The 24,273-nt window shown below is 71.7% G+C and carries 22 protein-coding genes; 13 read left to right on the top strand and 9 right to left on the bottom strand.

Annotation, left to right across the window (positions count from 1 at the left end):
• Window positions 1-32 precede the first annotated feature (32 nt).
• From JOD60_RS14815 to JOD60_RS14805, 3 genes are read left to right on the top strand one after another with little or no spacing between them, the layout of a single operon-like run.
• Complete coding sequence (locus tag JOD60_RS14815) at window positions 33-665, top strand: SAF domain-containing protein (protein WP_076691385.1); 633 nt, start codon at window positions 33-35, stop codon at window positions 663-665.
• Window positions 662-1,924, top strand: coding sequence for a CpaE/TadZ family protein (locus tag JOD60_RS14810; RefSeq protein WP_084202032.1), 1,263 nt, complete (start codon window positions 662-664; stop codon window positions 1,922-1,924). Before JOD60_RS14815 ends, JOD60_RS14810 begins: the two co-directional genes overlap by 4 nt.
• 25 nt (window positions 1,925-1,949) lie before the next feature.
• Entirely contained in the window at window positions 1,950-3,443 is a 1,494-nt protein-coding gene (locus tag JOD60_RS14805; RefSeq protein WP_076691384.1) for a sensor histidine kinase, read from the top strand.
• A 12-nt stretch (window positions 3,444-3,455) separates the two neighbouring features.
• On the opposite strand, the gene JOD60_RS14800 is transcribed toward JOD60_RS14805, so the two are convergent.
• Window positions 3,456-3,704 carry a WhiB family transcriptional regulator gene (locus tag JOD60_RS14800; protein ID WP_039397845.1) on the bottom strand — a complete coding sequence of 83 codons (249 nt, stop codon included), beginning with the start codon at window positions 3,702-3,704 and terminating at the stop codon, window positions 3,456-3,458.
• Between the two features lie 247 nt (window positions 3,705-3,951).
• On the opposite strand from JOD60_RS14800, the gene JOD60_RS14795 reads away from it, so the two are divergent.
• Window positions 3,952-4,332 carry a histidine kinase gene (locus tag JOD60_RS14795; RefSeq protein ID WP_076691383.1) on the top strand — a complete coding sequence of 127 codons (381 nt, stop codon included), beginning with the start codon at window positions 3,952-3,954 and terminating at the stop codon, window positions 4,330-4,332.
• A gap of 28 nt (window positions 4,333-4,360) precedes the next feature.
• Here the strand turns inward: JOD60_RS14795 and bcp are convergent, their stop codons facing one another.
• The 3 genes from bcp to aroA are packed head-to-tail and all read right to left on the bottom strand — an operon-like array spanning window position 4,361 to window position 7,279.
• Complete coding sequence (gene bcp, locus JOD60_RS14790) at window positions 4,361-4,828, bottom strand: thioredoxin-dependent thiol peroxidase (protein ID WP_076691382.1); 468 nt, start codon at window positions 4,826-4,828, stop codon at window positions 4,361-4,363.
• Window positions 4,829-4,885: 57 nt separating this feature from the next.
• Complete coding sequence (gene rsgA / locus JOD60_RS14785) at window positions 4,886-5,932, bottom strand: ribosome small subunit-dependent GTPase A (RefSeq protein WP_076691381.1); 1,047 nt, start codon at window positions 5,930-5,932, stop codon at window positions 4,886-4,888.
• A 9-nt stretch (window positions 5,933-5,941) separates the two neighbouring features.
• Window positions 5,942-7,279 carry a 3-phosphoshikimate 1-carboxyvinyltransferase gene (gene aroA, locus JOD60_RS14780; RefSeq protein ID WP_076691380.1) on the bottom strand — a complete coding sequence of 446 codons (1,338 nt, stop codon included), beginning with the start codon at window positions 7,277-7,279 and terminating at the stop codon, window positions 5,942-5,944.
• Window positions 7,280-7,388: 109 nt separating this feature from the next.
• Here aroA and JOD60_RS14775 point away from each other — a divergent pair, with 109 nt between their 5' ends.
• Both JOD60_RS14775 and JOD60_RS14770 read left to right on the top strand, forming a co-directional pair.
• Window positions 7,389-8,012, top strand: coding sequence for a sigma-70 family RNA polymerase sigma factor (locus JOD60_RS14775; RefSeq protein WP_198159061.1), 624 nt, complete (start codon window positions 7,389-7,391; stop codon window positions 8,010-8,012).
• Entirely contained in the window at window positions 8,009-8,254 is a 246-nt protein-coding gene (locus JOD60_RS14770; RefSeq protein WP_076691378.1) for a zf-HC2 domain-containing protein, read from the top strand. The genes JOD60_RS14775 and JOD60_RS14770 overlap by 4 nt, the downstream gene beginning before the upstream one ends.
• Before the next feature lie 15 nt (window positions 8,255-8,269).
• Here the strand turns inward: JOD60_RS14770 and JOD60_RS14765 are convergent, their stop codons facing one another.
• Window positions 8,270-8,482: a hypothetical protein gene (locus tag JOD60_RS14765; protein WP_232321631.1), complete on the bottom strand. Its 213-nt coding sequence runs from the start codon at window positions 8,480-8,482 to the stop codon at window positions 8,270-8,272.
• Window positions 8,483-8,676: 194 nt separating this feature from the next.
• Window positions 8,677-12,423, bottom strand: coding sequence for a multifunctional oxoglutarate decarboxylase/oxoglutarate dehydrogenase thiamine pyrophosphate-binding subunit/dihydrolipoyllysine-residue succinyltransferase subunit (locus JOD60_RS14760; protein ID WP_084202031.1), 3,747 nt, complete (start codon window positions 12,421-12,423; stop codon window positions 8,677-8,679).
• 109 nt (window positions 12,424-12,532) lie between these two features.
• Here JOD60_RS14760 and guaB1 point away from each other — a divergent pair, with 109 nt between their 5' ends.
• The 3 genes from guaB1 to JOD60_RS14745 all read left to right on the top strand — a co-directional run bounded on the left by guaB1 (window position 12,533) and on the right by JOD60_RS14745 (window position 16,481).
• A complete protein-coding gene (gene guaB1, locus JOD60_RS14755) occupies window positions 12,533-13,990 on the top strand; it encodes a GMP reductase (RefSeq protein WP_076691377.1) in 1,458 nt (485 codons plus the stop codon).
• Between the two features lie 107 nt (window positions 13,991-14,097).
• The gene (locus JOD60_RS14750; protein WP_076691376.1) at window positions 14,098-15,426 is read left to right on the top strand and encodes a hemolysin family protein; all 1,329 of its coding nucleotides are present in this window, start codon (window positions 14,098-14,100) and stop codon (window positions 15,424-15,426) included.
• On the top strand, window positions 15,423-16,481 hold the full coding sequence (locus tag JOD60_RS14745; RefSeq protein ID WP_076691375.1) for a hemolysin family protein: 1,059 nt from the start codon (window positions 15,423-15,425) through the stop codon (window positions 16,479-16,481). The genes JOD60_RS14750 and JOD60_RS14745 overlap by 4 nt, the downstream gene beginning before the upstream one ends.
• 37 nt (window positions 16,482-16,518) lie before the next feature.
• On the opposite strand, the gene JOD60_RS14740 is transcribed toward JOD60_RS14745, so the two are convergent.
• Window positions 16,519-17,595 (bottom strand): NADH:flavin oxidoreductase/NADH oxidase, encoded by a 1,077-nt coding sequence (locus tag JOD60_RS14740; protein ID WP_076691374.1) that lies wholly within the window; start codon window positions 17,593-17,595, stop codon window positions 16,519-16,521.
• A gap of 64 nt (window positions 17,596-17,659) precedes the next feature.
• Between JOD60_RS14740 and JOD60_RS14735 the strand changes: the two genes are divergently transcribed.
• From JOD60_RS14735 to JOD60_RS14720, 4 genes are read left to right on the top strand one after another with little or no spacing between them, the layout of a single operon-like run.
• Entirely contained in the window at window positions 17,660-18,583 is a 924-nt protein-coding gene (locus JOD60_RS14735; protein ID WP_076691373.1) for an ADP-dependent NAD(P)H-hydrate dehydratase, read from the top strand.
• 54 nt (window positions 18,584-18,637) lie between these two features.
• Window positions 18,638-19,864, top strand: a complete 1,227-nt coding sequence (locus JOD60_RS14730) for a glycosyltransferase 87 family protein (protein ID WP_076691372.1) — start codon at window positions 18,638-18,640, stop codon at window positions 19,862-19,864.
• A gap of 30 nt (window positions 19,865-19,894) precedes the next feature.
• Entirely contained in the window at window positions 19,895-20,212 is a 318-nt protein-coding gene (locus tag JOD60_RS14725; RefSeq protein ID WP_076691371.1) for a thiamine-binding protein, read from the top strand.
• A 28-nt stretch (window positions 20,213-20,240) separates the two neighbouring features.
• Window positions 20,241-21,461: an MFS transporter gene (locus JOD60_RS14720; protein ID WP_076691370.1), complete on the top strand. Its 1,221-nt coding sequence runs from the start codon at window positions 20,241-20,243 to the stop codon at window positions 21,459-21,461.
• 12 nt (window positions 21,462-21,473) lie between these two features.
• On the opposite strand, the gene metX is transcribed toward JOD60_RS14720, so the two are convergent.
• Window positions 21,474-22,676: a homoserine O-acetyltransferase MetX gene (gene metX / locus JOD60_RS14715; RefSeq protein WP_076691369.1), complete on the bottom strand. Its 1,203-nt coding sequence runs from the start codon at window positions 22,674-22,676 to the stop codon at window positions 21,474-21,476.
• Window positions 22,677-22,917: 241 nt separating this feature from the next.
• Complete coding sequence (locus JOD60_RS14710; protein ID WP_076691368.1) at window positions 22,918-24,240, bottom strand: bifunctional o-acetylhomoserine/o-acetylserine sulfhydrylase; 1,323 nt, start codon at window positions 24,238-24,240, stop codon at window positions 22,918-22,920.
• Between the last annotated feature and the right edge of the window lie 33 nt (window positions 24,241-24,273).

Here is a 24,273-nt window from a genome sequence, read left to right as displayed (position 1 = left end):
CGCGAGATCGCGCGATCGGTGACGATGAGGACATGAGCGAGCTTCCCGTCACGGCGCGGCCGCGGCCGCGCGCCTTCTGGGCGGACGTGAGATTCCTCCTGGGCATCGCCCTGGTGATCGTCTCCATCGCGGGCGTCTGGTTCGTGGTCGCGGCCGCACGTCAGACCGCGCCGGTGTTCGCCGCGGCGCGCACCATCGTGCCGGGGCAGGCGGTGGATGCCGATGACCTGCGTGTCGTCGAAGTCGCGCTCGGTCCGCTCGAAGACGCGTACGCCTCGCCGGCGACCCTGACCCCCGGCGCCGTCGCGACCCGCACCGTCGCCGCCGGCGAACTGGTGCCGCGAGACGCCGTCGGCGACGCGGCGCAGGCGCGCACGACGACGATCGTGATCCGCAGCGCCACTGCCGTGCCGGCCGTCGTCGCTGCGGGCGCGACGGTCGAGGTGTGGGCTGCGCCGCAGCTCGAGCGCGGCGTCTACGACACCCCGCGCATCCTCGTCGCATCGGCGACCGTCGTGTCGGTCGACCGCGACGAGAGCATGATGGGCTCGGCGGGCACGGCCGTCGAGCTCGTGATCTCCCGCGCCGACGTCGCCGCCGCGCTCGCGGCGGTCGCCGACGGCTCCAGCCTCTCGGTCGTGCCGTCGTCGGGGACGACGCCGTGAGAGTGATCGTCGCGTGCGACGGTTCGGTCGGCGACCGGCTGGCGGAGCGGCTGCGGCGTGAGGACGTCGATGTGCGGCTCGTGGTCGCGGCATCCGCCCCCGCTGCGGCCGCCGCCGACGCGATGACGGGCCGCGCCGCCGCCGAGCTGCTCGGGGAGTTGGCCGGCTCCGACGCGCTGGCCGTCGCCGCGACCCGGGAGGCCCTGACCGCGCAGCTCGTGACGGCCTGCGATCGCTTCGGCGTGCGGATCGTCGCCGTCTGCGCGGATGCGGCAGAGCGCCGCCTGGCGGAGATGTTCGGCGTCGTGGCGGCAGATCCCGACGAGGCGGCGGCGGCCGTCGTCCGACCCGTACCGGCGCCCGAAACACCGCCCGCCCGGGGCCGCGTCCTCACGGTGTGGGGGCCGGCCGGAGCCCCCGGGCGCACGACGATCGCGATCGAGCTGGCGTGCGAGCTGGCGCGCGACGGACGCCGCGTCGCGCTCGTCGACGCGGACGCGCACGCCCCGTCGATCGCGATGCTGACCGGGCTCGCCGACGAGGGACCCGGGTTCGCCGCGGCGTGCCGCGGCGCCGAGCGGGGCACGCTGACCGTGGCGGAGCTGTCGCGCATCGCGGTGCCGCTCGGCGAGATCGAGGTGCTGACGGGACTGAACCGTCCCGGCCGCTGGCCCGAGCTCTCCGCCGCGCGGGTGGGTGCCGCGCTCGACCACTGCCGCGCCTGGGTGGACGACATCGTCGTGGACGTCGCCGCGTCGCTCGAACGCGACGAGGAGATCGTCAGCGACCTCGACGGCCCGCGCCGCAACGCCGCCACGCACGCGGCGCTGGCCGCCGCCGATCTCGTCGTGGCCGTCGTCAGCGGCGACCCGGTCGGGGTCTCCCGGTTCGTGCGCGCCCACGCCGATCTGCGCGCCGCCGTCGGCGCGACCCCGGTGCGCGTGCTCGTCAACAAGACCCGCGCCGCCGCACTGGGCCTCGATGCGCGCGGGCAGCTGCGTCGCACGCTCGAGCGCTACATCGGGCTCGACGAGATCTGGTTCGCCCCGTGGGACCCGAAGGCGACGGATGCCGCCATCCTCGCCGCCGAGCCGGTCGCCCGCGTCGCGGGCCGCTCCGCGCTGTCGGGCGCGGTGCGCCGCTTCGTCGGCGAGGCCGTGGACCCGCCGGTGCCGGTGCGGATGTCGCGGTCGGCGCGGGTGGGGCAGGAGACGGCGCGGCGCGGCATCCGCGGCCGTCGTGCCGCGCGCACGGCCTGAGGCCCGCTCACCTAGTCTGGAAGACGTGTCCACGCTCAGCGACCTCGTCTATGCCCAGGGCCGTTCCACCGACGCCGACGTCGAGTGGCTGCACCGCCTCGCCGGCGACGGGCAGCTGCTGGCCGACCTCGCGTTCGCCGACATCGTCATCTGGGTGCCCACGGCCGACGACTCATTCATCGCCGTCGCCCACACGCGCCCCTCGGGTGCGGCGACCCTGTTCTACCGCGACATCGTCGGCGACCTCGTGCGCCCGCAGTGGCGCACGCAGGTGCGCGACGCGTTCACACGCGCCGAGATCGTCGACTCCGCCTCGCCGGACTGGTTCGAGGAGACCCCGACGCGCGTGCGTGCCGTGCCGATCGTCCGGGAGCGGGGGTCGGCCGAGCATCCGCCCCGTGTCGTGGGCGTGCTCACCCGGCACACCAACCTCGGCGAGGCGCGGACGCCCTCGCGCCAGCAGATCACCTTCAACGACTGCGCCGACGACCTGTTCGGCATGGTCGCCTCGGCCGACTTCCCCGACCTCGCAGCCCCGACCTCGCCGCGCCGCGGCGCGCCCCGCGCGTCGGACGGCCTGATCCGGATGGACGTCGACGGGATCACGACCTTCGCGAGCCCCAACGCGCTCTCCGCGTTCAACCGGCTCGGGTTCGACGACGAGCTCGAAGGCGAATCGCTGCTCGAGGTCGCCACCGGCATCCTGCCGAAGGGACGCGACTTCGACGAATCGCTGCCCATCGTCATGGCCGGTCGCGCGCCGTGGCGTGCGGATATCGAGGCTCGGGGCGTCACGGTGTCGCTGCGGACCATCCCGCTGAAGGACCGCGGCCACCGGATCGGTGCGATCGTGCTGTGCCGTGACGTCACCGAGATCCGCCATCAGGAGCAGGAGCTCATCACCAAGGACGCGACGATCCGCGAGATCCACCACCGTGTGAAGAACAACCTGCAGACGGTCGCGTCGCTGCTGCGCATCCAGTCACGGCGCACCCACTCCGACGAAGCGCGCGACGCCCTCACGCACGCGATGCGCCGCGTCTCGGCGATCGCCGTCGTGCACGACACTCTGTCGGAGGGCCTGGCGCAGAACGTCGACTTCGACGACGTGTTCAACCGGGTGCTCAAGCTCGTCGCCGAGGTCGCCGCGTCGCCGAACACCCGCGCGCGCACCTCGAAGACCGGCACGTTCGGCACCCTGCCGAGCGAGTACGCCACCCCTCTCGCCCTCGCGCTGACCGAGCTCGTCACCAACGCCGTCGAGCACGGCCTCGCCGATCAGGAGGGGGAGGTCGAGATCATCGCCGAGCGCACCGAGGAGCGTCTGGGGGTCAAGGTGCGCGACACCGGCGTCGGCCTGCCGGAAGGGCAGGTCGGGAGGGGGCTCGGCACCCAGATCGTGCGCACGCTCATCCAGGGCGAGCTCAGCGGCACGATCGACTGGCACACGCTCGTCGGTTCGGGTACCGAGGTGACGATCGAGATCCCGATGCGGTACCTCGATCGGACGCGGGCCTGAGGTCGGCGCGGGTCAGCTCGCGCGGCGGGCGCGGGCGGCGCGACGCTTGAGGGCGCGGCGCTCGTCTTCGGAGAGACCGCCCCACACGCCCGAGTCCTGACCGGTCTCGAGGGCGTACTGCAGGCAGATCTCGGTGACCGTGCAGCGGGCGCAGACGGCCTTCGCCTTCTCGATCTGGTCGACCGCCGGCCCGGTGTTCCCGACGGGGAAGAACAGCTCGGGGTCGACAGTGAGGCAGGCGGCTTTGTCGCGCCAATCCATAGGGGTGCTCCTTGATGCGGGATGAGAAGTTTCGGGTTCGGGTCGGACGCCGGGCGTCCGTTACCCTGGTGGGTGTGCGAGCTCTGCTCGCCCCACTTCGCTGTGGGAGCACACGAATAGATCCATGGTCCCATGGCTATTCAGATGAATCAAGGGTGAACATGGCATTTCCTCTAGGAATTGCTGTGGATCGCCTCCACGACGCCGGCTTCACCCGTGCCGGACGCGTGAGACGAGGGGGAGCGCCGTGAGGACGACCGTCGCCGAGCGTCAGGCCGCCGGCATCCTCGGCCTGCAGGCCATCGCCCTGCTCGTGATGGCGGGGTGGGAGGTCACCGCGCTCGTCTCCGGCGACACCGACGACGTCGGCAGCTCCGTCGCCCTGCTCGTGCTGACGGCCATCGGGGCAGCCGCACTGGCGGCCTTCGCCGTCGCCGTCGCCCGCGGCGGGTCGTGGGGACGATCGGGGGGCATCGTCGCCCAGCTGCTGCTGCTGGCCGTGGCGTTCGGCGCGTTCACCGGACCGACGGCGGCACCCGCCGTCGGCATCGCGCTCGCGGTTCCCGCGCTCGCGGGGCTGGGGCTGCTCATCGTCGCCGCCCGCGCGGCCGCCCGCCGCGCCGAGTAGCGGCCGAACCGGCGCGGACCGGGGCCGGTCAGCCGACGCCGAGGAGCGTGCGGATGCGGGCGACGTGCCCGGTCGCCTTGACGTTGTACAGCGCGTGGGTGACGACGCCGTCCGCATCGATGATCACGGTGGAGCGGATGGCGCCCTCGACGAGCTTGCCGTAGTTCATCTTCTCGCCCCACGCCCCGTACGCCTCGTGGACGGCGTGGTCGGGGTCGCTGAGCAGCGGATAGGTCAGCCCGTCGCGCTCGCGGAACGCGCGCAGCTTCGCGGGATCGTCACGGGAGATGCCGACGACGGCGTACCCGGCGGCCTGCAGCGGGGCGAGGCTGTCGCGGAAGTCGCACGCCTCCGTCGTGCATCCCGGCGTCATCGCCGCGGGGTAGAAGAAGAGGATGGCGGGTGCGCCGCGGAGGTCGTGCAGCGAGACCGGGCGGTCGTCCTGGTCCACGAGGGTGAAATCGGGCGCGGGCTGTCCGGGTTCGAGGCGGGGCATGCTTCCAGCGTACGGCTCGCGTGGCATCCTGCTCCCCGCGGATGCGGGCGCGCCCGGTCAGGCGAAGGTGGCGAGCAGACGCTGCAAGGAATCCAGACGCGCCGCACCGCGGTCGCCGAGGCGCCCCTCGGCGACCGCCTCGACGATCGCGCAGTCGGGGGCGTCGGGCATGTGCGTGCAGCCGCGGGGGCAGTCCTCGGCCACCGCGGCCAGGTCGCTGAAGGCTTTGAGGATGTTGGCGGGGTCGACGTGCCCCAGCCCGAACGAGCGCACGCCCGGGGTGTCGATGACCCAGCCGCGGGCGGCCGGGTCGGCGGGGTCGACATAGCGCAGCGACACCGTCGAACTCGACGTGTGGCGGCCGCGGCCGGTCACCTCGTTGACGTGGCCGGTCGCCCGGTCGGCGCTCGGCACGAGAGCGTTCACGAGCGTGGATTTACCGACGCCGGAATGGCCGACGAACACCGTGGCGTGGCCGATCAGCCGCTCGCCGATCTCCGCGACCGGCATCTGACCGCGACCGCTCGTGAACACCTCCAGATCGTCGAGACCCTCGAAATGGGCGAGGAATCCGCTCGGGTCGGCGAGGTCGGTCTTCGTGACGACAAGGAGGGGATGAATGCCGGCATCCAGCGCCGCGATGAGGTACCGGTCGACCAGACGGGGTCGCGGCTCCGGGTCGGTGGCGGCGACGACGATGAGCATCTGGTCGGCGTTGGCGACGACGACGCGCTCCACCTGATCGGTGTCGTCGGCGCTGCGCCGCAGCAGCGACGTGCGCTTTTCGATCCCCACGATGCGCGCGAGGGTGCCGATCTCCCCGCTCGTGTCGCCGACGATGCGGGCGCGATCGCCCGTGACGATCGGCTGCTTCCGCAGTTCGCGGGCCCGTGAGGCGAGGACGGTGTGCTCGTCGGGGCCGTCTTCGTCCACGAGCACCGTGTAGCGTCCGCGGTCGACGCCGATCACGCGCGCGATGCGGGCGTCGGCGTGCGCGGGACGGCGCTTCGTGCGCGGGCGGTTGGCCTTCGGGTTCGGGCGCACCCGCACGTCGGCCTCGTCGAACTCCGGCTCGTCGTCGTCGACGTCGTCCAGCCAGCTCATCTCACCCGCTCACTCCGCGGGGGTGGCGTCGAGCATGTCGTGCCACAGCGCGGGGAACTCCGGCATGGTCTTGGCGGTCGTGCCGATGTCGTCGACCTCCACGCCCGGCACCCGCAGCCCGACGAGGGCTCCCGCAGTGGCGATGCGGTGGTCGTGGAAGGCGCGCCACACTCCGCCGCGCAGCGGACGGGGGTTGATCCGGATGCCGTCGGGCAGCTCCTCGGCGTCGCCGCCGAGCGCCCGGAGGTTCGTCACGAGGGCGTCGATACGGTTCGTCTCGTGACCGCGGATGTGCCCGATGCCGTGCAGCGTGGTCGGCGCGTCTGCGAACGCCGCGAGGGCGAACAGCGTGGGGGTGAGCTCGCTCGCGGCGGTGAGGTCGAGGTCGACGCCCGCGATGCGGGGGCCGCCGACGACCGTCAGCGCCCCGCCGCGGCGGGAGACCTTCGCACCCAGGAGGGACAGGATCTCCGGCAGCAGCGCGCCGGGCTGCGTCGAGCTGGCCGGCCACGCCGGGATCGTCACCGACCCCTGCGTCAGCAGGGCTGCCGCCAGGAACGGCGCCGCATTCGACAGGTCGGGCTCGATCGCGGCATCCCGCCCCCGCGGAATGCCGGCGGGCACGAGCCACTCGTTCGGGGCGGGGCGCTCGACCTGGATGCCGCGGCGGCCGAGCGTCTCGATCGTCATGTCGATGTGCGGCAGCGACGGCAGGCGCTCACCGGAGTGGATGACGTGCAGGCCGACGTCGAAGCGGGGAGCGGCCAGCAGCAGCCCGGAGACGAACTGGCTCGATCCGCTCGCGTCGATCGTCACCTCGCCGCCGCGGATGTGGCCGCGGCCGCGCACGGTGAACGGCAGCGACCACGTGCCGCCGTCGTCGATGTCGGCGCCGATCTCGCGCAGCGCCTTGATCATCTCGCCCATCGGGCGGTGCAGGGCGCTGTCGTGCGCGGTGATCGTGACATCGCCGTGCGCGAGGCCGGCCAGGGGTGCGATGAAGCGCATGACGGTGCCGGCCTGGCCGCAGTCCACGACGGTGTCGCCGCGGAAGCTCGTCGGCGGGACGACGTGCAGGTCGGGGCCGAACCGGCCGGTGCCGGCGACCTCCTCGATCTCGACGCCGAGAGCGCGCAGCGCCCCGATCATGCGCGCCGAGTCGTCCGAGTGCAGCGGCGAGGACAGCACGCTCGGGCCGTCGGCGAGGGCCGCCAGGACGAGCTTGCGGTTCGTCAGTGACTTCGAACCCGGCACGCTGACGGTGGCCTGGACGGGTCCGGTGGCGGGCCGTGCCGGCCATCCGGAATCCGAGGCCGGATGGGGGAGGGAATACCCGGTCGCAGTCATCGGGTTCTACCCTAGCGAACCCGTCCGACGCCGCAGAAAGAAGGTGCCCCAGTTGACAGCGACTCTCGCGCCGGTTAGAGCGGATGCCGCCGACGTAGACTGGGCCCTGATGGAAGAGCAGGCGGCCACAGAACCGCAGACCACCGAGGATCCGCGCACGCAGTTCGAGCAGCAGGCGCTGCCTTTCATGGACCCGCTGTACGCCGCGGCCATGCGGATGACCCGCAATCCGGCCGACGCCGCCGACCTCGTGCAGGAGACGTTCGTGAAGGCGTTCGCCTCGTGGGCGTCGTTCACCCAGGGCACCAACCTCAAGGCGTGGCTGTACCGCATCCTCACCAACACGTACATCAACACGTACCGCAAGAAGCAGCGCGAGCCCTATCAGGGCACGATCGATGAGCTCGAGGACTGGCAGCTCGGCGGTGCCGAGTCGACCACGGCCACGAGCAGCCGGTCGGCCGAAGCCGAGGCGATCGACCACATGCCGGCATCCGTCGTCAAGGATGCGCTGCAGTCCATCCCGGAGGACTTCCGGCTCGCGGTGTACCTCGCCGACGTCGAAGGCTTCGCGTATCAGGAGATCGCGGACATCATGAAAACCCCCATCGGCACGGTCATGAGCCGTCTGCACCGTGGCAGACGGATGCTGCGTGACCTGCTGGCCGATTACGCACGAGAGCGCGGCATCGAGGTGCCCGCCCCCGCATCTTCATCGAGGAGCAGGAAATGAACGACTGCGGCTGCGACAAAGCGCGCAAGGATCTGGAGGAGTACCTCCGCAACGAAGTCTGCAAGACGGAGCACTCCGACATCCGGGAGCACCTGGAGAACTGCCCGGCCTGCCGGGATGAGGCCCTCGTCGCGACGACCCTCACCGCCGTCGTCGCGCGCGCGTGCAAGGAGACGGCTCCCGAGGAGCTGCGCGACCAGGTGCTCTCACGCCTGCGCGCCGAGCAGGCCACCCACCACTGACGGGCTCCGGCCCGGTCACGCGCCGAACACGCGGAGGGCCGCCGGCACCACCTCGACCCGCAGCGGCAGCGCCCCGATCGGGTCGCCGTCGGCGTACGCCGTGACCCCGGGCGAGGACAGCTCCACGGCGCGCAGGCGCCGCGTCTCGACCTCGGCGATCGCGGTGTGCGTCCCGCGGTACACGCGCGGCAGCAGGCGCAGCAGCCGCAGCCGGCCGGCGACGACCACGGCGTCGGCGCCGACCTCCAGCGCGGTGCGCAGCAGCGGCGGCGCGCATCGCGGCGCCGGTGTGGGCGCCCGAGCGCGCGGCGGGCTTCGTGAGGAGCACGACGTCCATGTCGTCCTTCCGGACGGGCCGGCCTCTCGTGTCCTGACGACGACGGGTCGGATGCCGCGGCATCCGACCCGTCGTCGTGCGCGTCTCAGACGGTGAGCGCCTTCTCGATGATCTCGGCCTGCTCGCGGGCGTGCACCTTCGGCGACCCGGTGGCCGTCGACGCGGCCGCCGCACGCGAGACGCGGCGGATGGTCCGGCCGTGGAGGTGCTTGACGACCTCGAGGGCGATGAACGGCCAGGCGCCCTGGTTCTCGGGCTCGTCCTGCACCCACACCAGCTCCGCGTTCGGGTAGCTGTCGATGACCGCGTTCAGCTCGTCGATCGGCGCCGGGTACAGCTGCTCCAGGCGCACGAGCGCGATCTGCGGGTTCGGCTTCTTGTCCAGCTCGGCCTTGAGGTCCCAGTGGATCTTGCCGGAGTGCAGGAGCACACGCGTCACGGCGCTCTTGTCGATGCTGCGGTCATCGTCCAGCACCGGCTCGAACCGGCCCGTCGTGAACGCCTCGACGGGACTCGTCGCCCCGCGCAGGCGCAGCATCGCCTTCGGCGTGAAGACGATCAGCGGGCGGCGCGGGCGGGCGTAGGCCTGACGGCGCAGCAGGTGGAAATAGGATGCCGGGGTCGACGGCCGCGCGACGATCATGTTGTCCTGCGCGCACATCTGCAGGTAGCGCTCGATGCGGCCCGAGGAGTGGTCGGGACCCTGCCCCTCGTAGCCGTGCGGCAGCAGCAGCACGACGCTCGACTGCTGACCCCACTTCTGATCGGCGGCCGAGATGTACTCGTCGATGACCGACTGGGCGCCGTTGGCGAAGTCGCCGAACTGGGCCTCCCAGAGGGTGAGGGTGTCGGGGCGCTCGACGGAGTAGCCGTACTCGAACGCCATCGCCGCGTACTCGCTCAGCAGCGAGTCGTAGACGTAGAAGCGACCCTGGTTCTGCGACAGGTTCGCCAGCGGCAGCCACTCCTGACCGTTCTGACGGTCGTGGAGCACCGCGTGGCGCTGCACGAACGTGCCGCGGCGGGCGTCCTGACCGGCCAGGCGCACGTTGGTGCCCTCCATGAGCACGGAGCCGAACGCGAGCAGCTCGCCGAAGCCCCAGTCGATCTGGCCGTTGCGGCTCATGTCGAGGCGCTTCTCCAGCAGCTGCTGGAGCTTGGAGTGCACCGTGAAGCCGTCGGGCTTGTTGACGAACGCATCGCCGATCTGGTGGACGACCTCCACTGCGACACCGGTCGTCTCCGGCTCGCCCACGGCCTGGTCGATCTCGCCGCTGGCGGGGGAGACGATGCCCGTGGCTCCGGTCTCGGCGGCGTGCGTCTCGGCGAACGCGATCTCCAGGCGGTTCTGGAAGTCGGCCTTGGCCTTGTCGTACTCCTCCTCGGTGATGTCCCCGCGACCGACGAGAGCCTCGGTGTACAGGCGGCGGACGGAGCGCTTGGCCTCGATCAGGTTCGTCATGAGCGGCTGCGTCATCGACGGGTCGTCGCCCTCGTTGTGACCGCGGCGGCGGTAGCAGACGAGGTCGATGACGACGTCGCGCTGGAACTGCTGGCGGTAGGCGACGGCCAGTTCCGCGACGCGGACGACGGCCTCGGGGTCATCGCCGTTGACGTGGAAGATGGGCGCCTGGATGGTCTTGGCGACGTCGGTGGCGTACACCGACGTGCGGCCGTCCTGCGGCAGGGTCGTGAAGCCGACCTGGTTGTTGACGACGACGTGCACGGTGCCGCCGGTGCGGTACCCGCGCAGCTGCGACATCTGCAGGGTCTCCACCACGACGCCCTGACCGGCGAACGCCGCATCGCCGTGGACGAGGATCGGCAGCCACGAGTACGTGCCGATCGGCATCCGGTCCTGCTTGGCGCGGACGATGCCCTCCAGCACGCCGTCGACCGTCTCCAGGTGCGACGGGTTGGCCGCCAGGTACACCGGCAGCTCCTCCCCGGCATCCGACACGAAGGTGCCCTCCGTGCCGAGGTGGTACTTGACGTCGCCGGAGCCCGACTTCGACCCGATCGCGACGGACCCCTCGAACTCGCGGAAGATCTGGCTGTAGGTCTTGCCCGCGATGTTCGTCAGCACGTTGAGGCGCCCGCGGTGGGCCATGCCGATCGCGGCGCCGTCCAGGCCCGCGCCGGCCGCTCCCTGCAGGATCTCGTCCAGCAGCGGAATGAGCGACTCGCCGCCCTCGAGGCTGAAGCGCTTCTGGCCGACGTACTTGGTCTGCAGGAAGGTCTCGAACGCCTCGGCCTGGTTCAGCTTGTCGAGGATGCGCAGCTGCTCGTCGTGGCTCGGCTTCTGGTACTTGACCTCGACGTTGTCCTGGAACCACTTGCGCTGGGTCGGGTCCTGGATGTGCATGTACTCGACACCGATCGTGCGGCAGTACGAGTCGCGCAGCACGCCCAGGATGTCGCGCAGCTTCATCGTGCGTCGGCCGCCGAAGCCGCCCGTCACGAACTCGCGGTCGAGGTCCCAGAACGTCAGCCCGTGGTTCTCGATCTCGAGGTCGGGGTGCGTGCGCTGCACGTACTCGAGGGGGTCGGTGTCGGCCATGAGGTGGCCGCGCACGCGGTAGGAGTTGATGAGCTCGACGACGCGGGACTGCTTGTCGACGCGCTCGGCGAGGTCGACGTTGATGTCGCTGGACCAGTGGATCGGCGCGTACGGGATGCGCAGCGCCGCGAAGATCTCCTCGTAGAAGCCGCGCTGGCCGATGAGCAGCTCGTGCACGATCTTGAGGAACTCGCCGGAACCGGCACCCTGGATGACGCGGTGGTCGTACGTCGACGTGAGGGTGATCGTCTTGCCGATGGCGAGCTCGACGAGCGTCTTCTCGCTCGAGCCCTGGAATTCGGCGGGGTACTCGAGGGCGCCGGCGCCGACGATGCAGCCCTGACCCTTCATGAGGCGCGGCACGGAGTGGACCGTGCCGATGCCGCCGGGGTTGGTCAGCGAGATCGTCGTGCCCTGGAAGTCGGTCGCAGTGAGCTTGTTGCCCCGCGCGCGCTTGACGAGGTCCTCATAGGCGGAGAGGTACTCGCTGAACGTCAGCGACTCGGCCTGCTTGATGCTCGGGACCATGAGGGCGCGCGTGCCGTCGGGCTTCGGGAGGTCGATCGCGATGCCGAGGTTGATGTGCGCGGGTGCGACCACCGAGGGCTTGCCGTCGATCTCGGCGTAGGAGACGTTCTGGCTCGGGAAGACTTTCAGCGCCTGGATGAGCGCCCATCCGATGAGGTGCGTGAAGCTGACCTTGCCGCCCCGCGTGCGGGACATGTGGTTGTTGATCACGATCCGGTTGTCGATCATGAGCTTCGCCGGAACGGTGCGCACACTCGTGGCGGTGGGGACAGTGAGGGACTCGTCCATGTTCGCCGCGAGGGTCTTCGGCATGCCGCGCAGCGGCGTGACGACGTCTTCGCGGGCGGCGGTCTGGGCGGGCTCGTCCTTCGGCGCCTGCGCCGGCACCGGCTGCGGGGCCGCCGGACGTGCCGTGGTGCGGGCGACCGGCTGGGGGCCGCCGACGACGGGGATGGGTGCGGTCAGCGGGCGGGCCTCCGAGGCCGGCGTGGCCGCTGGGGCGGGGGCGGCGGGGGCGGATGCCGCGGGCTGCGCCGCGGACGGGGCCTGCGGTTCACCGGCCGGAGCGGGGGCCGTGCCGGCATCCCGTTGCGTCTTCTCGTACGCCTCCAGCACCGGCCACCAAGCCTGGTCGACCGAGTTGCGATCCTTCGCGAATTGGTCGTACATCTCGGCGACGAGCCACTCGTTGGCCCCGAATTCGCCGTCGCTCGAAGTACCCACGCCGGTCACCTGACTGGACACGGTTGCGCCTGCTTTCATCGATGAAGTTCAGTCCGTACGGGGCATCCAGGAGCCCTCACGCACACATCCATCAAGGGTATCCCAGGTTTTCTGTCGGTACCGTGGGTACATGCAGTTCTCCGGCGCCCAGCCCACCGTCGATCTCACCTATTCCGACGTGTTCCTCGTGCCGCGGCGGTCGGGGATCACGAGTCGCCTGGATGTGGACCTCTCGCCGCAGGACGGCACGTCGGCGACGATCCCCCTCGTCGCCTCCAACATGAACTCCGTCACCGGACCGCGCCTGGCCGCCGCGCTCGCGCGCCGGGGCGGGCTGGGCGTGCTGCCGCAGGACATGCCGCTGCAGGACATCGACGCCGCCATCCGGTGGGTCAAGGAGCAGCCGGTGCCGTGGGACACCCCGCAGGTGCTGACCGCCGACGCGACCGTCGCCGAGGCGGCGGCGTTGCTGCCGGCGACCGAGGGCCACGGCATCGTCGTCGTGGCGGCGCTCGCCGACCGCATCCACGTCGACGACATCCTCGGCGTCGTCCCGGCGAGCCGGCTCGGCACCGCGCTGCCGGATGCGCGGCTCGGCGACCTCGCGCGCGGCCGCACCGCGTCGATCGATGCGGACGACGTGACCGACGCGCGCCACGCGTTCGATCTGCTCGTCGCCGCGGAGGCCGAGACGGTGTGCGTGCTGCACCACGGCTACCTCGTCGGGACGCTCTCCCAGCGTACGGCGCTGCGCTCCACCCTGTACCGGCCGGCGGTCGACGCGAACGGGCGTCTCATCGTGGCCGCCGCCGTCGGCATCAACGGCGACGTCGCCGCGAAGGCGCGCGCGCTCGCCGCCGCCGGCGTCGACGTCCTCGTCGTCGACACCGCGCACGGTCACCAGGAGGGGATGCTGCGGGCGCTGCACACCGTCGCGGGCCTGAACCTCGGGATCCCCCTCGTCGCCGGCAACATCGTCACCGCGGAGGGCGCCCGCGACCTCGTCGCGGCGGGCGCGTCGATCCTGAAGGTCGGCGTCGGCCCCGGCGCGATGTGCACGACCCGCATGATGACCGCCGTCGGCCGCCCGCAGTTCTCGGCCGTGCTGGAGACCGCGCAGGCGGCCGCAGAACTCGGCGCGCACGTCTGGGCCGACGGGGGAGTGCGCTACCCGCGCGACGTCGCACTGGCGCTCGCGGCGGGCGCGGCATCCGTCATGATCGGCTCGTGGTTCGCCGGGACCATCGAGGCCCCCCGCCAGCTGCAGGTCGACGAGGAGGGGCGCGTGTACAAGGAGTCGTGGGGGATGGCCTCCACGAAGGCCGTGCACGGCCGGTTCGGGCGCCTCGACCCGTACGAGCGGGCGCGCAAGGAGCTTTTCGCCGAGGGCATCTCGTCGTCGAAGATCTACCTCGACCCGCTGCGGCCCTCGGTCGAGGACCTCGTCGACATGATCACCTCGGGGGTGCGGTCGTCGTTCACCTACGCCGGCGCCGCCTCGGTGCCCGAGTTCCACGAGCGCGCGACCGTGGGCCTGCAGTCCGCCGCCGGCTACGAAGAGGGCAAGGCGCTCCCCGTCAGCTGGTGACCGTCCCCGGCGAGGTGCCGTAGAATCGTCGGCACAATGGACGACCCTCCTAGTTGTAGACGATCGCCCCACCGACCCTCCTCCCGCCTGAGCGGGGGTGACGTGTGATGGATTACGTCATGTTGGGCGTGGGGCTGCTGCTCACGATCGGGACCGGCCTGTTCGTCGCGAGCGAGTTCGCGCTCGTGAACCTCGACCGCGCCGACCTCGAAGCCCGCCGGGCCGCCGGCGAGTCGCGGCTGTCACTGACGATCGACGCGCTGAAGATGACGTCGACCCATCTCTCCAGCGCGCAGCTGGGCATCACGCTGACGACGCTGCTCACCGGCTACACGATGGAGCCCGCCCTCACGAACCTGCTGAGCCCGCTGTTCACCGCAGCAGGAGTGCCGGATGCCGTGGCCCGCACGATCTCCACGGTCGTCGCCATCGCGATCGCCACGATCTTCTCGATGATCCTCGGCGAGCTCGTGCCGAAGAACTTCGCCCTGGCCATCCCGCGGCAGACGGCCAAGTTGGTCATGCCGTTCCAAGTCGGCTTCACGACCGTGTTCCGCCCCGTCGTCGCGGTGCTCAACGGCAGTGCGAACGCCATCCTGCGCAGCATGGGGATCGAACCCAAGGAGGAGCTGTCGGGCGCTCGAACGGCCGACGAGCTGTCGAGTCTCGTGCGGCGCTCCGCGAGCGCGGGTGTGCTCGAGCAGGACACCGCGTCACTGCTGAACCGCACCCTGACCTTCGCGCGGCTGACGACGGCGGATGTCATGACCCCGCGCCCGTCGATCCACGCGGTCGCCGCCAGTGACAGCGTCGAGGATGTCATCCAGCTCGCGCGCCGCACCGGCCACAGCAGGTTCCCCGTGTACGCCGAATCGATGGACGACATCACGGGCATCGTGCACCTCAAGCAGGCCGTCAGTGTTCCCCGCGACCGCCGCGCCGAAGTGCCCGCCGCCGCCATCGCCGAGGAGCCGCTGCGCGTTCCCGAGGCGGTGCACCTGGATGCCGTCATGGCGGAGTTGCGCGCCCGCGGCTACCAGATGGCGATCGTCGTCGACGAGTACGGCGGGACGGCCGGCGTCGTGACGCTCGAGGACCTCGTCGAGGAGATCGTCGGTGAGGTGCTCGATGAGCACGACCGGAGCCGCGCGGGTGTCGTCCGCGTCGCGGATGCCGTCATCTTCCCCGGTGAGCTGCGCCCCGACGAGGTGCTCGACCGCACAGGCATCCGCGTGCCCGAAGGTGAGGTCTACGACACCGTCGGCGGGTTCGTGATGTCGACGCTCGAGCGGATCCCCACCGTCGGCGACAGCATCGAACTCGAGGACGGCACCCTCGAGGTGCAGCGTATGGACGGTCGCCGCGTCGACCGCGTGAAGTTCACCCCGCGTCCGCTGCCGGAAGGGGCCGAGATCGAGGGAGGTGAGCGGCGATGAGCGACTGGGCAGGCCTGGCATGGCTGGTCGTGCTGCTCGCGTTCAACGGATTCTTCGTGGCATCCGAGTTCGCGGTCATCTCGGCCCGTCGCTCACAGATCGAACCGCTCGCCGAGAAGGGGTCACGCGCGGCGAAGACCGCGCTGTACGCGATGGAGCACGCGACGCTCATGCTGGCGACCTGCCAGCTCGGCATCACGATCTGCTCGCTGCTGATCCTGAACGTGTCGGAACCGGCGATCCACCACCTGCTGGAGGGGCCGCTGGGCCTCACCGGCTGGAGCGAAGCCGTCATCGGCGGGGTCGCGTTCGCGATCGCGCTCGTCGTCGTGTCGTACCTGCACGTGGTGTTCGGTGAGATGGTGCCGAAGAACCTGGCGTTCTCGCTGCCCGATCGCGCCGTGCTGATGCTGGCGACGCCGCTCGTGTGGGTGTCGAAGCTCTTCTATCCGATCATCGTGGCGCTGAACTGGATCGCGAACCACATCGTGCGCCTGTTCCGCGTGGAACCCAAGGACGAGGCGGCATCCACCTTCACGCTCGACGAGGTCGCCACGATCGTGAACCAGTCCCGCATCGAGGGTGTGCTCGACGACGCGTCGGGCGCCGTCGCCGCGGCCGTGGAGTTCACCGACAAGAAGGCCCGGGATGTCGCCGTGCCGCTGTCGGAGCTCGTCACCCTGCCGGAGATCACGACGCCCGACGAGATCGAGCGGGCCGTCGCCAAGCACGGGTTCTCACGGTACGTGATCGTGGATGCCGAGGGCGTGCCCATCGGCTACGTGCACCTCAAGGACGTGCTCCGCGCCACCGAGGGCGCGGATGCCGAGAACGACGTCGCCGCTCCGATCAAGCCCAAGCGGATCCATCACATGGTGCCGGTGGCCGAGACGACCGATCTCGAGGACGCGCTCGCCCTCATGCGCCGGTCGAGCCGGCACCTCGCGCAGGTGCGGAACGCCTCAGGGGAGACCACCGGGGTGCTGTTCCTCGAGGACATCATCGAGGAGCTCGTCGGCGAGGTGCACGATGCGACCCGCCGCGGCGGGTACTGAGTCACACGGCAAGAAACCACCCGTTGAGCGGCTCGCGCTAGTGGGGCCGGGCGCGGACGTACTGCGGAGGCCACAGCGATGCGTCGGTCTCGCCGAGCTCGGTGGCGGCGCGCAGCGCGAAGTGCGGGTCGCGCAGCCACTCCCGCCCGGCGAGGATCACGTCGGCGTCGCCCGACTGCAGCACCGCCTCGGCCTGGGCGCCCGACGTGATCTCGCCGACGGCGCTCACCGGCAGGCCGCTGGACCTGCGCACCTCGGCGGCCAGCGGCACCTGATAGCCCGGGCCCGTCGTGATGCGCTGGTGGGCGACGAGTCCGCCGCTGGAGATGTCGAACAGCACCGCGCCGCGCTCGGCCGCCCACTGCGCGACGGCCGCCGTCTGCGCGGCGTCCCAGCCGCCGTCGGCCCAGTCGGATGCCGAGAACCGCACCACGAGCGCCGCCTGCGGCGCCGCGGCGCGCACCGTCTCGACGATGCGCAGCAGCAGCCGGGCGCGGTTGTGAAGGCTTCCGCCGTACTCGTCGTCGCGGAGGTTCGACAGCGGGGAGAGGAACTGGTGCAGGTGCAGCAGGTAGCCGTGCGCGGCGTGCACTTCGAGCACGTCGAACCCGGCGGCGACGGCGCGCACCGCCGCAGCGCCGAACGCCTCGACGATCCGATCGATGCCGGCGGTGTCGAGCGCGACGGGCTCGGCGAAGCCCTCGAAGGCGACGGCGGAGGGCGCGACGGTCGTCCAGCCCCCGGCATCCGTCGGCACGGAACCGCGGTGACCGGAGAACGGCGACCAGGTCGAGGCCTTGCGCCCCGCGTGAGCGAGCTGGATGCCCGGCAGCGCGCCGCGCGCGCGGATCGCGGCGGCGATCGGCGCCCACGCCTCCTGCTGCGCGTCGTTCCACAGTCCGGTGTCCTCGGGGGAGATGCGCCCTTCGGGCACGACCGCGGTGGCCTCGGCGATGACGACGCCCGCGCCACCGGACGCGAACTGCGCCAGGTGCACGTGGTGCCAGTCGTTCGGCACGCCCTCGCTCGCCGAGTACTGGCACATCGGCGCGACCCACAGGCGATTGCGCACGGTGCGTCCGGCGAGGTCATAGGGGGAGAACAGCAGGCTCATCGGCGACCTTCCGAGTGGGGACGGGGCGGGCCGGCGCCGGGGCCGGCCGGGTACAGTGTCGCGCATGAACGCGTCACGGGAATGGTCCGCGGCCGACGCGGCGGCGGTCCTCAGGAGGCCAACGGCCCACGATGACAAGTATTCCCGCGGCGTCGTGGGGCTGCGGACGGGGTCGGACGCCTATCCCGGCGCCGCCGTCCTCGGCGTGGAGGCGGCGTGGCGCACCGGTGTCGGGATGGTCCGCTACCTCGGACCGGAACGCCCCCGCGCGCTTGTGCTGCACCGCCGCCCCGAGACCGTCACCGCCGACGGTCGCGTGCAGGCGTGGGTGATCGGATCGGGGACGGATGCCGCGGACCGCACCCCCGACGAGACGGCCGCGCTCCGGGGCGTCCTGCAGGCGGATGTCCCCGTGGTCGTCGACGCCGGAGCCCTGGACCTCATCGGGGCGCTGTCGCGCGTCGATCGTGCCGCGGATGCCGAGACGGCCGCCGCCGACGCGCGCCCGCCGCGGGTGCTCACTCCGCACGACCGGGAGCATGCCGCGCTGCGGAAGAGTCTCGGCCTCGGCGAGCAACCCGACCGGGTCGCGGCGGCGGCCGAGACGGCGGCGGCCACCGGTGCCGTCGTGCTGCTGAAGGGCGCGACGACGATCGTGGCAGCGCCGGACGGCGGCATCCGCACCGTCACGACGGACGTGCCGTGGCTCGCCACGGCCGGGACCGGCGACGTGCTCGCCGGCATCCTGGGGGCGCTGCTGGCGGGCGCGACCGCCGCACCGAGTGGCAGCGACGGCGATGGCGGCGGTGATGGCGGCGGCGACGGCGGCGCGGGGGCGACGCCGCAGGCCTGCGCCGCGACGGCGGCGTGGCTGCACGGCCGGGCCGCCGCGGCAGCGTCGGAGGCACACCGGGGCGGACCGGTCGTCGCGCTCGAGGTCGCGGAGGCCGCGGCATCCGTCGTCGGAGGCATGCTCGCGGGAGGCTGAGCCGGCGCCGGCCCCGGGAACCGGGTCCGGGGACGCCGTCCCTAGGATGGAGGGATGTCGAGGCGCGCGGTGCTGTGGAACGCGTTCGCGGTCGTCCACCTGGGCGTCGCGTGGCTCGGGTTCCTCATGCCGAACCAGCCCATGGGCGACGTGCACAACGTGTACGACCCCTGGTCGCGGATGGCCCTCGACGGCAGCGCGATCGTCGGGATCACCGAGCCCTGGGTGTACCCGCAGCTCGCCCTGCTGCCGATGATCGCGGCGCAGGGCCTCGCCCCGCTCGCGGGCTACTACCTCGCGTGGGCACTCGTGGTCACCGCGGTCGACGCCCTCGCCTTCGCCGTGCTCGTCGGCCGCGCGCACGCCGTCGGCCGGGTCACCGCGGCGTGGTTCTGGCTGTCGTTCATCGCGCTGCTCGGGCCGGTCGGCCTCTACCGCCTCGACGGCTTCACGACCGCGCTCGCCGTGCTCGGCTGCCTGTGGCTCGTGGGCCGGCCCTGGCTCGCGTCGATCCTGCTGGCGGTCGCCACGTGGATGAAGGTGTGGCCGGCCGCGCTGCTCGCCGCCGCCGTCATCGCGCTGCGCCGTCGGGGCGCGCTCGTCGGCGGCGCCGTGATCGTCTCCGCGCTCACGCTCAGCGGCGTCGTCCTCGCGGGCGGCGCGGCGAACGCGTTCGGGTTCATCGGCGACCAGACCAGCCGGGGCCTGCAGGTGGAGGCCCCGGTCAGCACGCCGTACCTGTGGGGCACCTTCTTCGACCCGCGCACCTTCTGGGTGTACTACGACCGCGACATGCTGACCTTCCAGGTGACGGGGACCGAGGTCGACACGGTCATCGCGCTCATGACCCCGCTGCTGCTCGTCGCGATGGCGGGCATCGCCGCGCTCGGCGTCGTCGCCGTCGTGCGCGGCGCCCGCTACGCCACGCTGTTCCCGCCCCTGTCCCTCGCCCTCGTCCTGGGATTCATCGTCTTCAACAAGGTGGGCTCTCCGCAGTACCTCTGCTGGCTCGTGCCCTCGCTCGTCGTCGGCCTCGTGCTCGACCGGCGCCGGTGGGCGCTGCCGGCGACCGTCGCCCTCGGCACCGCGCTGCTCACCCAGTTGGTGTACCCGCTGCTGTACGGTGGCATCCTCACCCCGGCCCTCGTGCCGGTGACGGTGCTCACCGTCCGCAACCTCGCGCTCATCGCGCTGCTGGTCTGGATGGTGGTGCGCCTCGCGGCCATCGTCCGGTCGCCGGTGCGCGACGCGGCCGCGCTGCGCGCGGCATCCTTCGCCTGAGAACCGCCCGCCACCGAATCGAGGAGTTCCATGCTCATCGCCTTCTCCGTCGCCCCGTCCGGGACCGGTCGCGCCGACGGGTCCGTCCACGACGCCGTCGCGGCGGCGGTGTCCGTCGTCCGCTCCTCGGGACTGCCGCACCGCACCACGTCGATGTTCACCGAAATCGAGGGGGAGTGGGACGAGGTCTTCGCGGTCGTGAAGGCGGCGACGGATGCCGTCCTGCCGTACGGTTCCCGCGTCTCGCTCGTGCTCAAGGCCGACATCCGCCCCGGGCACACCGGTGAGATCGACGGCAAGATCGAACGCCTCGAGCGCGCGATCGAGTCTCGCCCGCACGACGACTGACCCGCCGCCTGGCCGCTAGCATGATGCGGTGACCTCCTCGACACCCTCGAGGGGCGCGGCGACGTGGACGCTCCTCTCCCTCGCCATCGGATCCTTCGGCATCGGCATGACCGAGTTCGTCGTCATGGGCCTGCTGCCCCAGATCTCCGCCGACCTGCTGCCGGACCTCACCGCCGCCGACCCCGAGGCCGCCATCGCGCAGGCGGGCTGGCTCATCTCGCTGTACGCGCTGGGCGTCGTCGTCGGAGCGCCGACCATCGCGGCATCCGTCGCGAAGTACCCCCGCCACCGGGTCATGCTGGGCCTCGCCGCCGCACTGACGCTGTTCAACGCGCTGACCTTCCTCATGCCGAGCTTCGAGTTGATCGCCGCCTCGCGTCTGCTGGCGGGGCTGCCGCACGGCGCCTACTTCGGCATCGGCGCGCTCGTGGCCGCCGACGTACTCGGCCCCGGCTCGCGGGCCAAGGGGGCGGCGTTCGTGCTCACCGGCCTCACGCTCGCGAACGTCGTGGGCGTGCCGCTCGGCACGTTCCTCGGCCAGCAGCTGGGCTGGCGCATCGCGTTCGCCATCGTCGCCGGCATCTTCGCCCTCGCAACGGTCCTCATCGGGCTGTTCGTGCCCGCCCACGCCGGCGACCCCGACCGCACGCTGCGCGCCGAGCTGCGGGCGTTCGGCATGCCTCAGGTCTGGTTCGCGATCGGCATCGGCGCGATCGGATTCGGCGGGTTCTTCGCCGCCTACAGCTACATCGCGCCGGTCGTGACCGACGTGGCCGGAGCGCCGGAGTGGGCGGTGCCGATCGTGCTGGTGCTCATGGGCCTCGGGATGACGATCGGCAACCTCGTCGGCGGCCATCTCGCCGACATCGACCTGAAGCGCACCCTCCTCGGCGGGTTCGTGCTGTTCATCGTCGTGCAGGCGCTGCTGGCGCTGACGGCCGCCTGGATCGTCACCCTCGGCGTGTTCGTCTTCGCCCTCGGCGCCATCACCTCCGCACTGTCGCCGACGATACAGTCGCGGCTCATGAGCGTCGCCGGCGACAACCAGTCCATCGCCGCGGCGCTGAACCACTCCGCGCTGAACATCGGCAACGCGCTCGGAGCCTTCCTCGGAGGACTGGTCATCGCGCACGGGTTCGGCTTCGTCGCGCCGATGTGGGTGGGGCTCGTCCTCGCCGTCGCCGGGTTCGCGCTGGCGCTGGTCAGCTACGCGCTGCAGGAACGTCGGCCCGCCGCCGTCCCGGCCTGACGCGCGGGCGGGTCAGGCCTGCAGCAGGCGGCGCAGGTGCGCGCCGACGGCGGCGGTCTCGATGAGGAACCCGTCGTGGCCGAAGTCGCTGGAGAGGACGACGGCGCCGTCGTCGATCGTCGAGCGGATGCCGCGGGCGATGCGGTGCTGGCCGTCGACGGGGAACAGCCGGTCGCTGTCGATGCCGAGCACGAGCGTCGTCGCCGTGACGCGCGCGAGCGCGTCCTCGATGCCGCCGCGGTCGCGGCCGACATCGTGGGAGTCCATGGCGTCGACGAGCGCGATGTAGCTGTTCGCGTCGAAGCGGCGCGTGAACTTGTTGCCGTGGAAGTCGAGGTAGCTCTCCACCGCGAACCGGCCGCCGTGCCCGAGCGGGCTCTTGTCGGACTGCCATGACCGCTGGAAGCGCTGGTTGAGCTCGGTGGGGCTGCGGTAGTTCAGCAGCGCCATCCGCCGGGCGAGTGCCAGCCCCCGGTGGGGGCCCTCGCCGTCGGGGGCGTCGTAGTACTCGCCGCCGGCGAACCGGGGGTCGATCTGGATCGCCTCCAGCTGCACGCCGTTGAGGGCGATCTGGTCGGCCGTCGTCACCGGCGGTGCCGACAGCACCGCGAGGCGCTCCACCCGCTCGGGGTGCCCGACGCCCCACTCCAGGGCGTGCATGCCGCCCATCGAGCCGCCGATGACCGCCGCCCACCGGTCGACGCCGAGCGCGTCGGCCAGGCGCACCTGCGCGGCGACCTGGTCGCGGATCGTGAGGTACGGGAAGCGGGAGGCCCACTCGTAGCCGTCCGGCGCGATGGAGGACGGGCCGGTCGAGCCCTGGCATCCGCCCAGCATGTTCGGCGCCACGACGAACCAGCGATCGGTGTCGACGGGGGCGCCCGGCCCGACGATGTCATCCCACCAGCCCGCCGTCGGGTGGCCCGGTCCCGCGGGCCCGCGCACATGGCTGTCGCCGGTGAGGGCGTGCAGGATGAGGACCGCGTTGTCGCGGGCGGCGTTCAGCTCGCCCCAGGACTCGTAGGCGAGACGGATGCCGGGGAGCTCCTCCCCGCCCTCGGTGGCGAACGCGCCGAAGGCCGCGAAACGACGCTCGCCGGCCGGATCGCCGTCGCGCCATGCGCCGGTCGCCGGCGGACGCGCGCGCAGCAGGCGCGCGTCGGCCTCCGTGATCGGCGCGGAGGGCACCGTGTCTTCGGAGGTCTGCCAGTCCATCCATCCATTCTCCCGGGTCGGCGCGGATGCCGTCGTCGTGTTACGGGCGCCGGTGACGGCGGCCGGATGTCGCAAAAGCAGGCTGAATCGACCTCCGCGGTCCGCGGGGGACCGAGAAGGTGCGATTCAGCCTGCTTTCGGAACGGAACCGGCGCGGCGCTGTCACGGGCGACGCGGCACCGGAGCCGGCACGGCGCTGTCACGGGCGGCGCGGCACCGGAACCGGCGCCGGCGGCGCGGCTCAGGCGCGGGCGGCCTCCGAGACCCGGCGCGCGGCGGCGAACGCCTGCTCCAGGTCGGCCTTCAGGTCGTCGATGTTCTCGAGGCCCACCGACAGGCGCACCAGACCCGGCGTGACACCGGCGGTGAGCTGCTGCTCCGGGGTGAGCTGGGAGTGGGTGGTGGATGCCGGGTGGATCACGAGCGAGCGCACGTCGCCGATGTTGGCGAGGTGGCTGAACAGGCTCAGCGAGTTGACGAACTCACGGCCGGCCTCCACGCCGCCCTTCAGCTCGAAGGAGAGCACGGCGCCGACGCCCTTCGGGGCGTAGCGGTTGGCGGCGGCGTACCACGGCGAGCTGGGCAGCCCGGAGTAGTTCACCGACGCGATGTCGTCGTGGTTGTCGAGCCACTCCGCGATCTCCTGCGCGTTCTGGACGTGACGCTCGATGCGCAGCGAGAGCGTCTCGACGCCCTGCAGCAGGTTCCACGCGCTCTGCGGCGAGATCGCCGAGCCGAGGTCGCGCAGCAGCTGCACGCGCGCCTTGATGATGTACGCGAGGCCGTCGCCGACGGCCGTGGTGTAGCTCGCGCCGTGGTACGACTCGTCGGGCTCGGTGAGCCCCGGGAACTTCTCGACGTTCTGCGACCAGGCGAACGAGCCGCCGTCGATGATCGCGCCGCCGATCGTGGTGCCGTGGCCGCCGAGGAACTTCGTGACGGAATGCACGACGATGTCGGCACCGTGCTCGAACGGGCGGATGAGGTACGGGGTCGCGATCGTGTTGTCGACGATGAGCGGCACGCCCGCCTCGTGCGCCACGTCGGCGACGAGGCGGATGTCGAGGATGTTGATCTTCGGGTTGCCGATCGTCTCGGCGAACAGCAGCTTGGTGTTCGGGCGGACCGCGCGGCGCCACTCCTCGGCGTCGTCCTGGTTCTCGACGAACGTGACCTCGATGCCGAGCTTGGCGAGCGAGTACTTGAACAGGTTGTACGTGCCGCCGTAGATCGAGCTCGACGAGACGATGTGGTCGCCGGCCTGCGCGATGTTGAGGACGGCGAAGGTCGCGGCGGCCTGGCCGCTGGCGAGCGCGAGCGCGCCGGTGCCGCCCTCGAGCGCCGCCAGGCGCTGCTCCAGGACGTCCTGCGTCGGGTTCTGGATGCGCGTGTAGATGTTGCCGAACTCCGCCAGCGCGAACAGGTTCGCGGCGTGGTCGGCGTTGTCGAAGACGTAGGAGGTGGTCTGGTAGATCGGCGTGGCGCGAGCCTTGGTGACCGGGTCCGGCGCGGCGCCGGCGTGGATCTGCTTGGTCTCGAAGCGCCAGTTCTCGGGTGCGGACATGTTCGGCTCCTGCGTGGTTCGGGTGGTGGCGGG

The organism is Microbacterium aurum, assembly GCF_016907815.1.
Classification (GTDB): domain Bacteria; phylum Actinomycetota; class Actinomycetes; order Actinomycetales; family Microbacteriaceae; genus Microbacterium; species Microbacterium aurum.
This window is presented reverse-complemented; position numbering and strand designations above follow the sequence as displayed.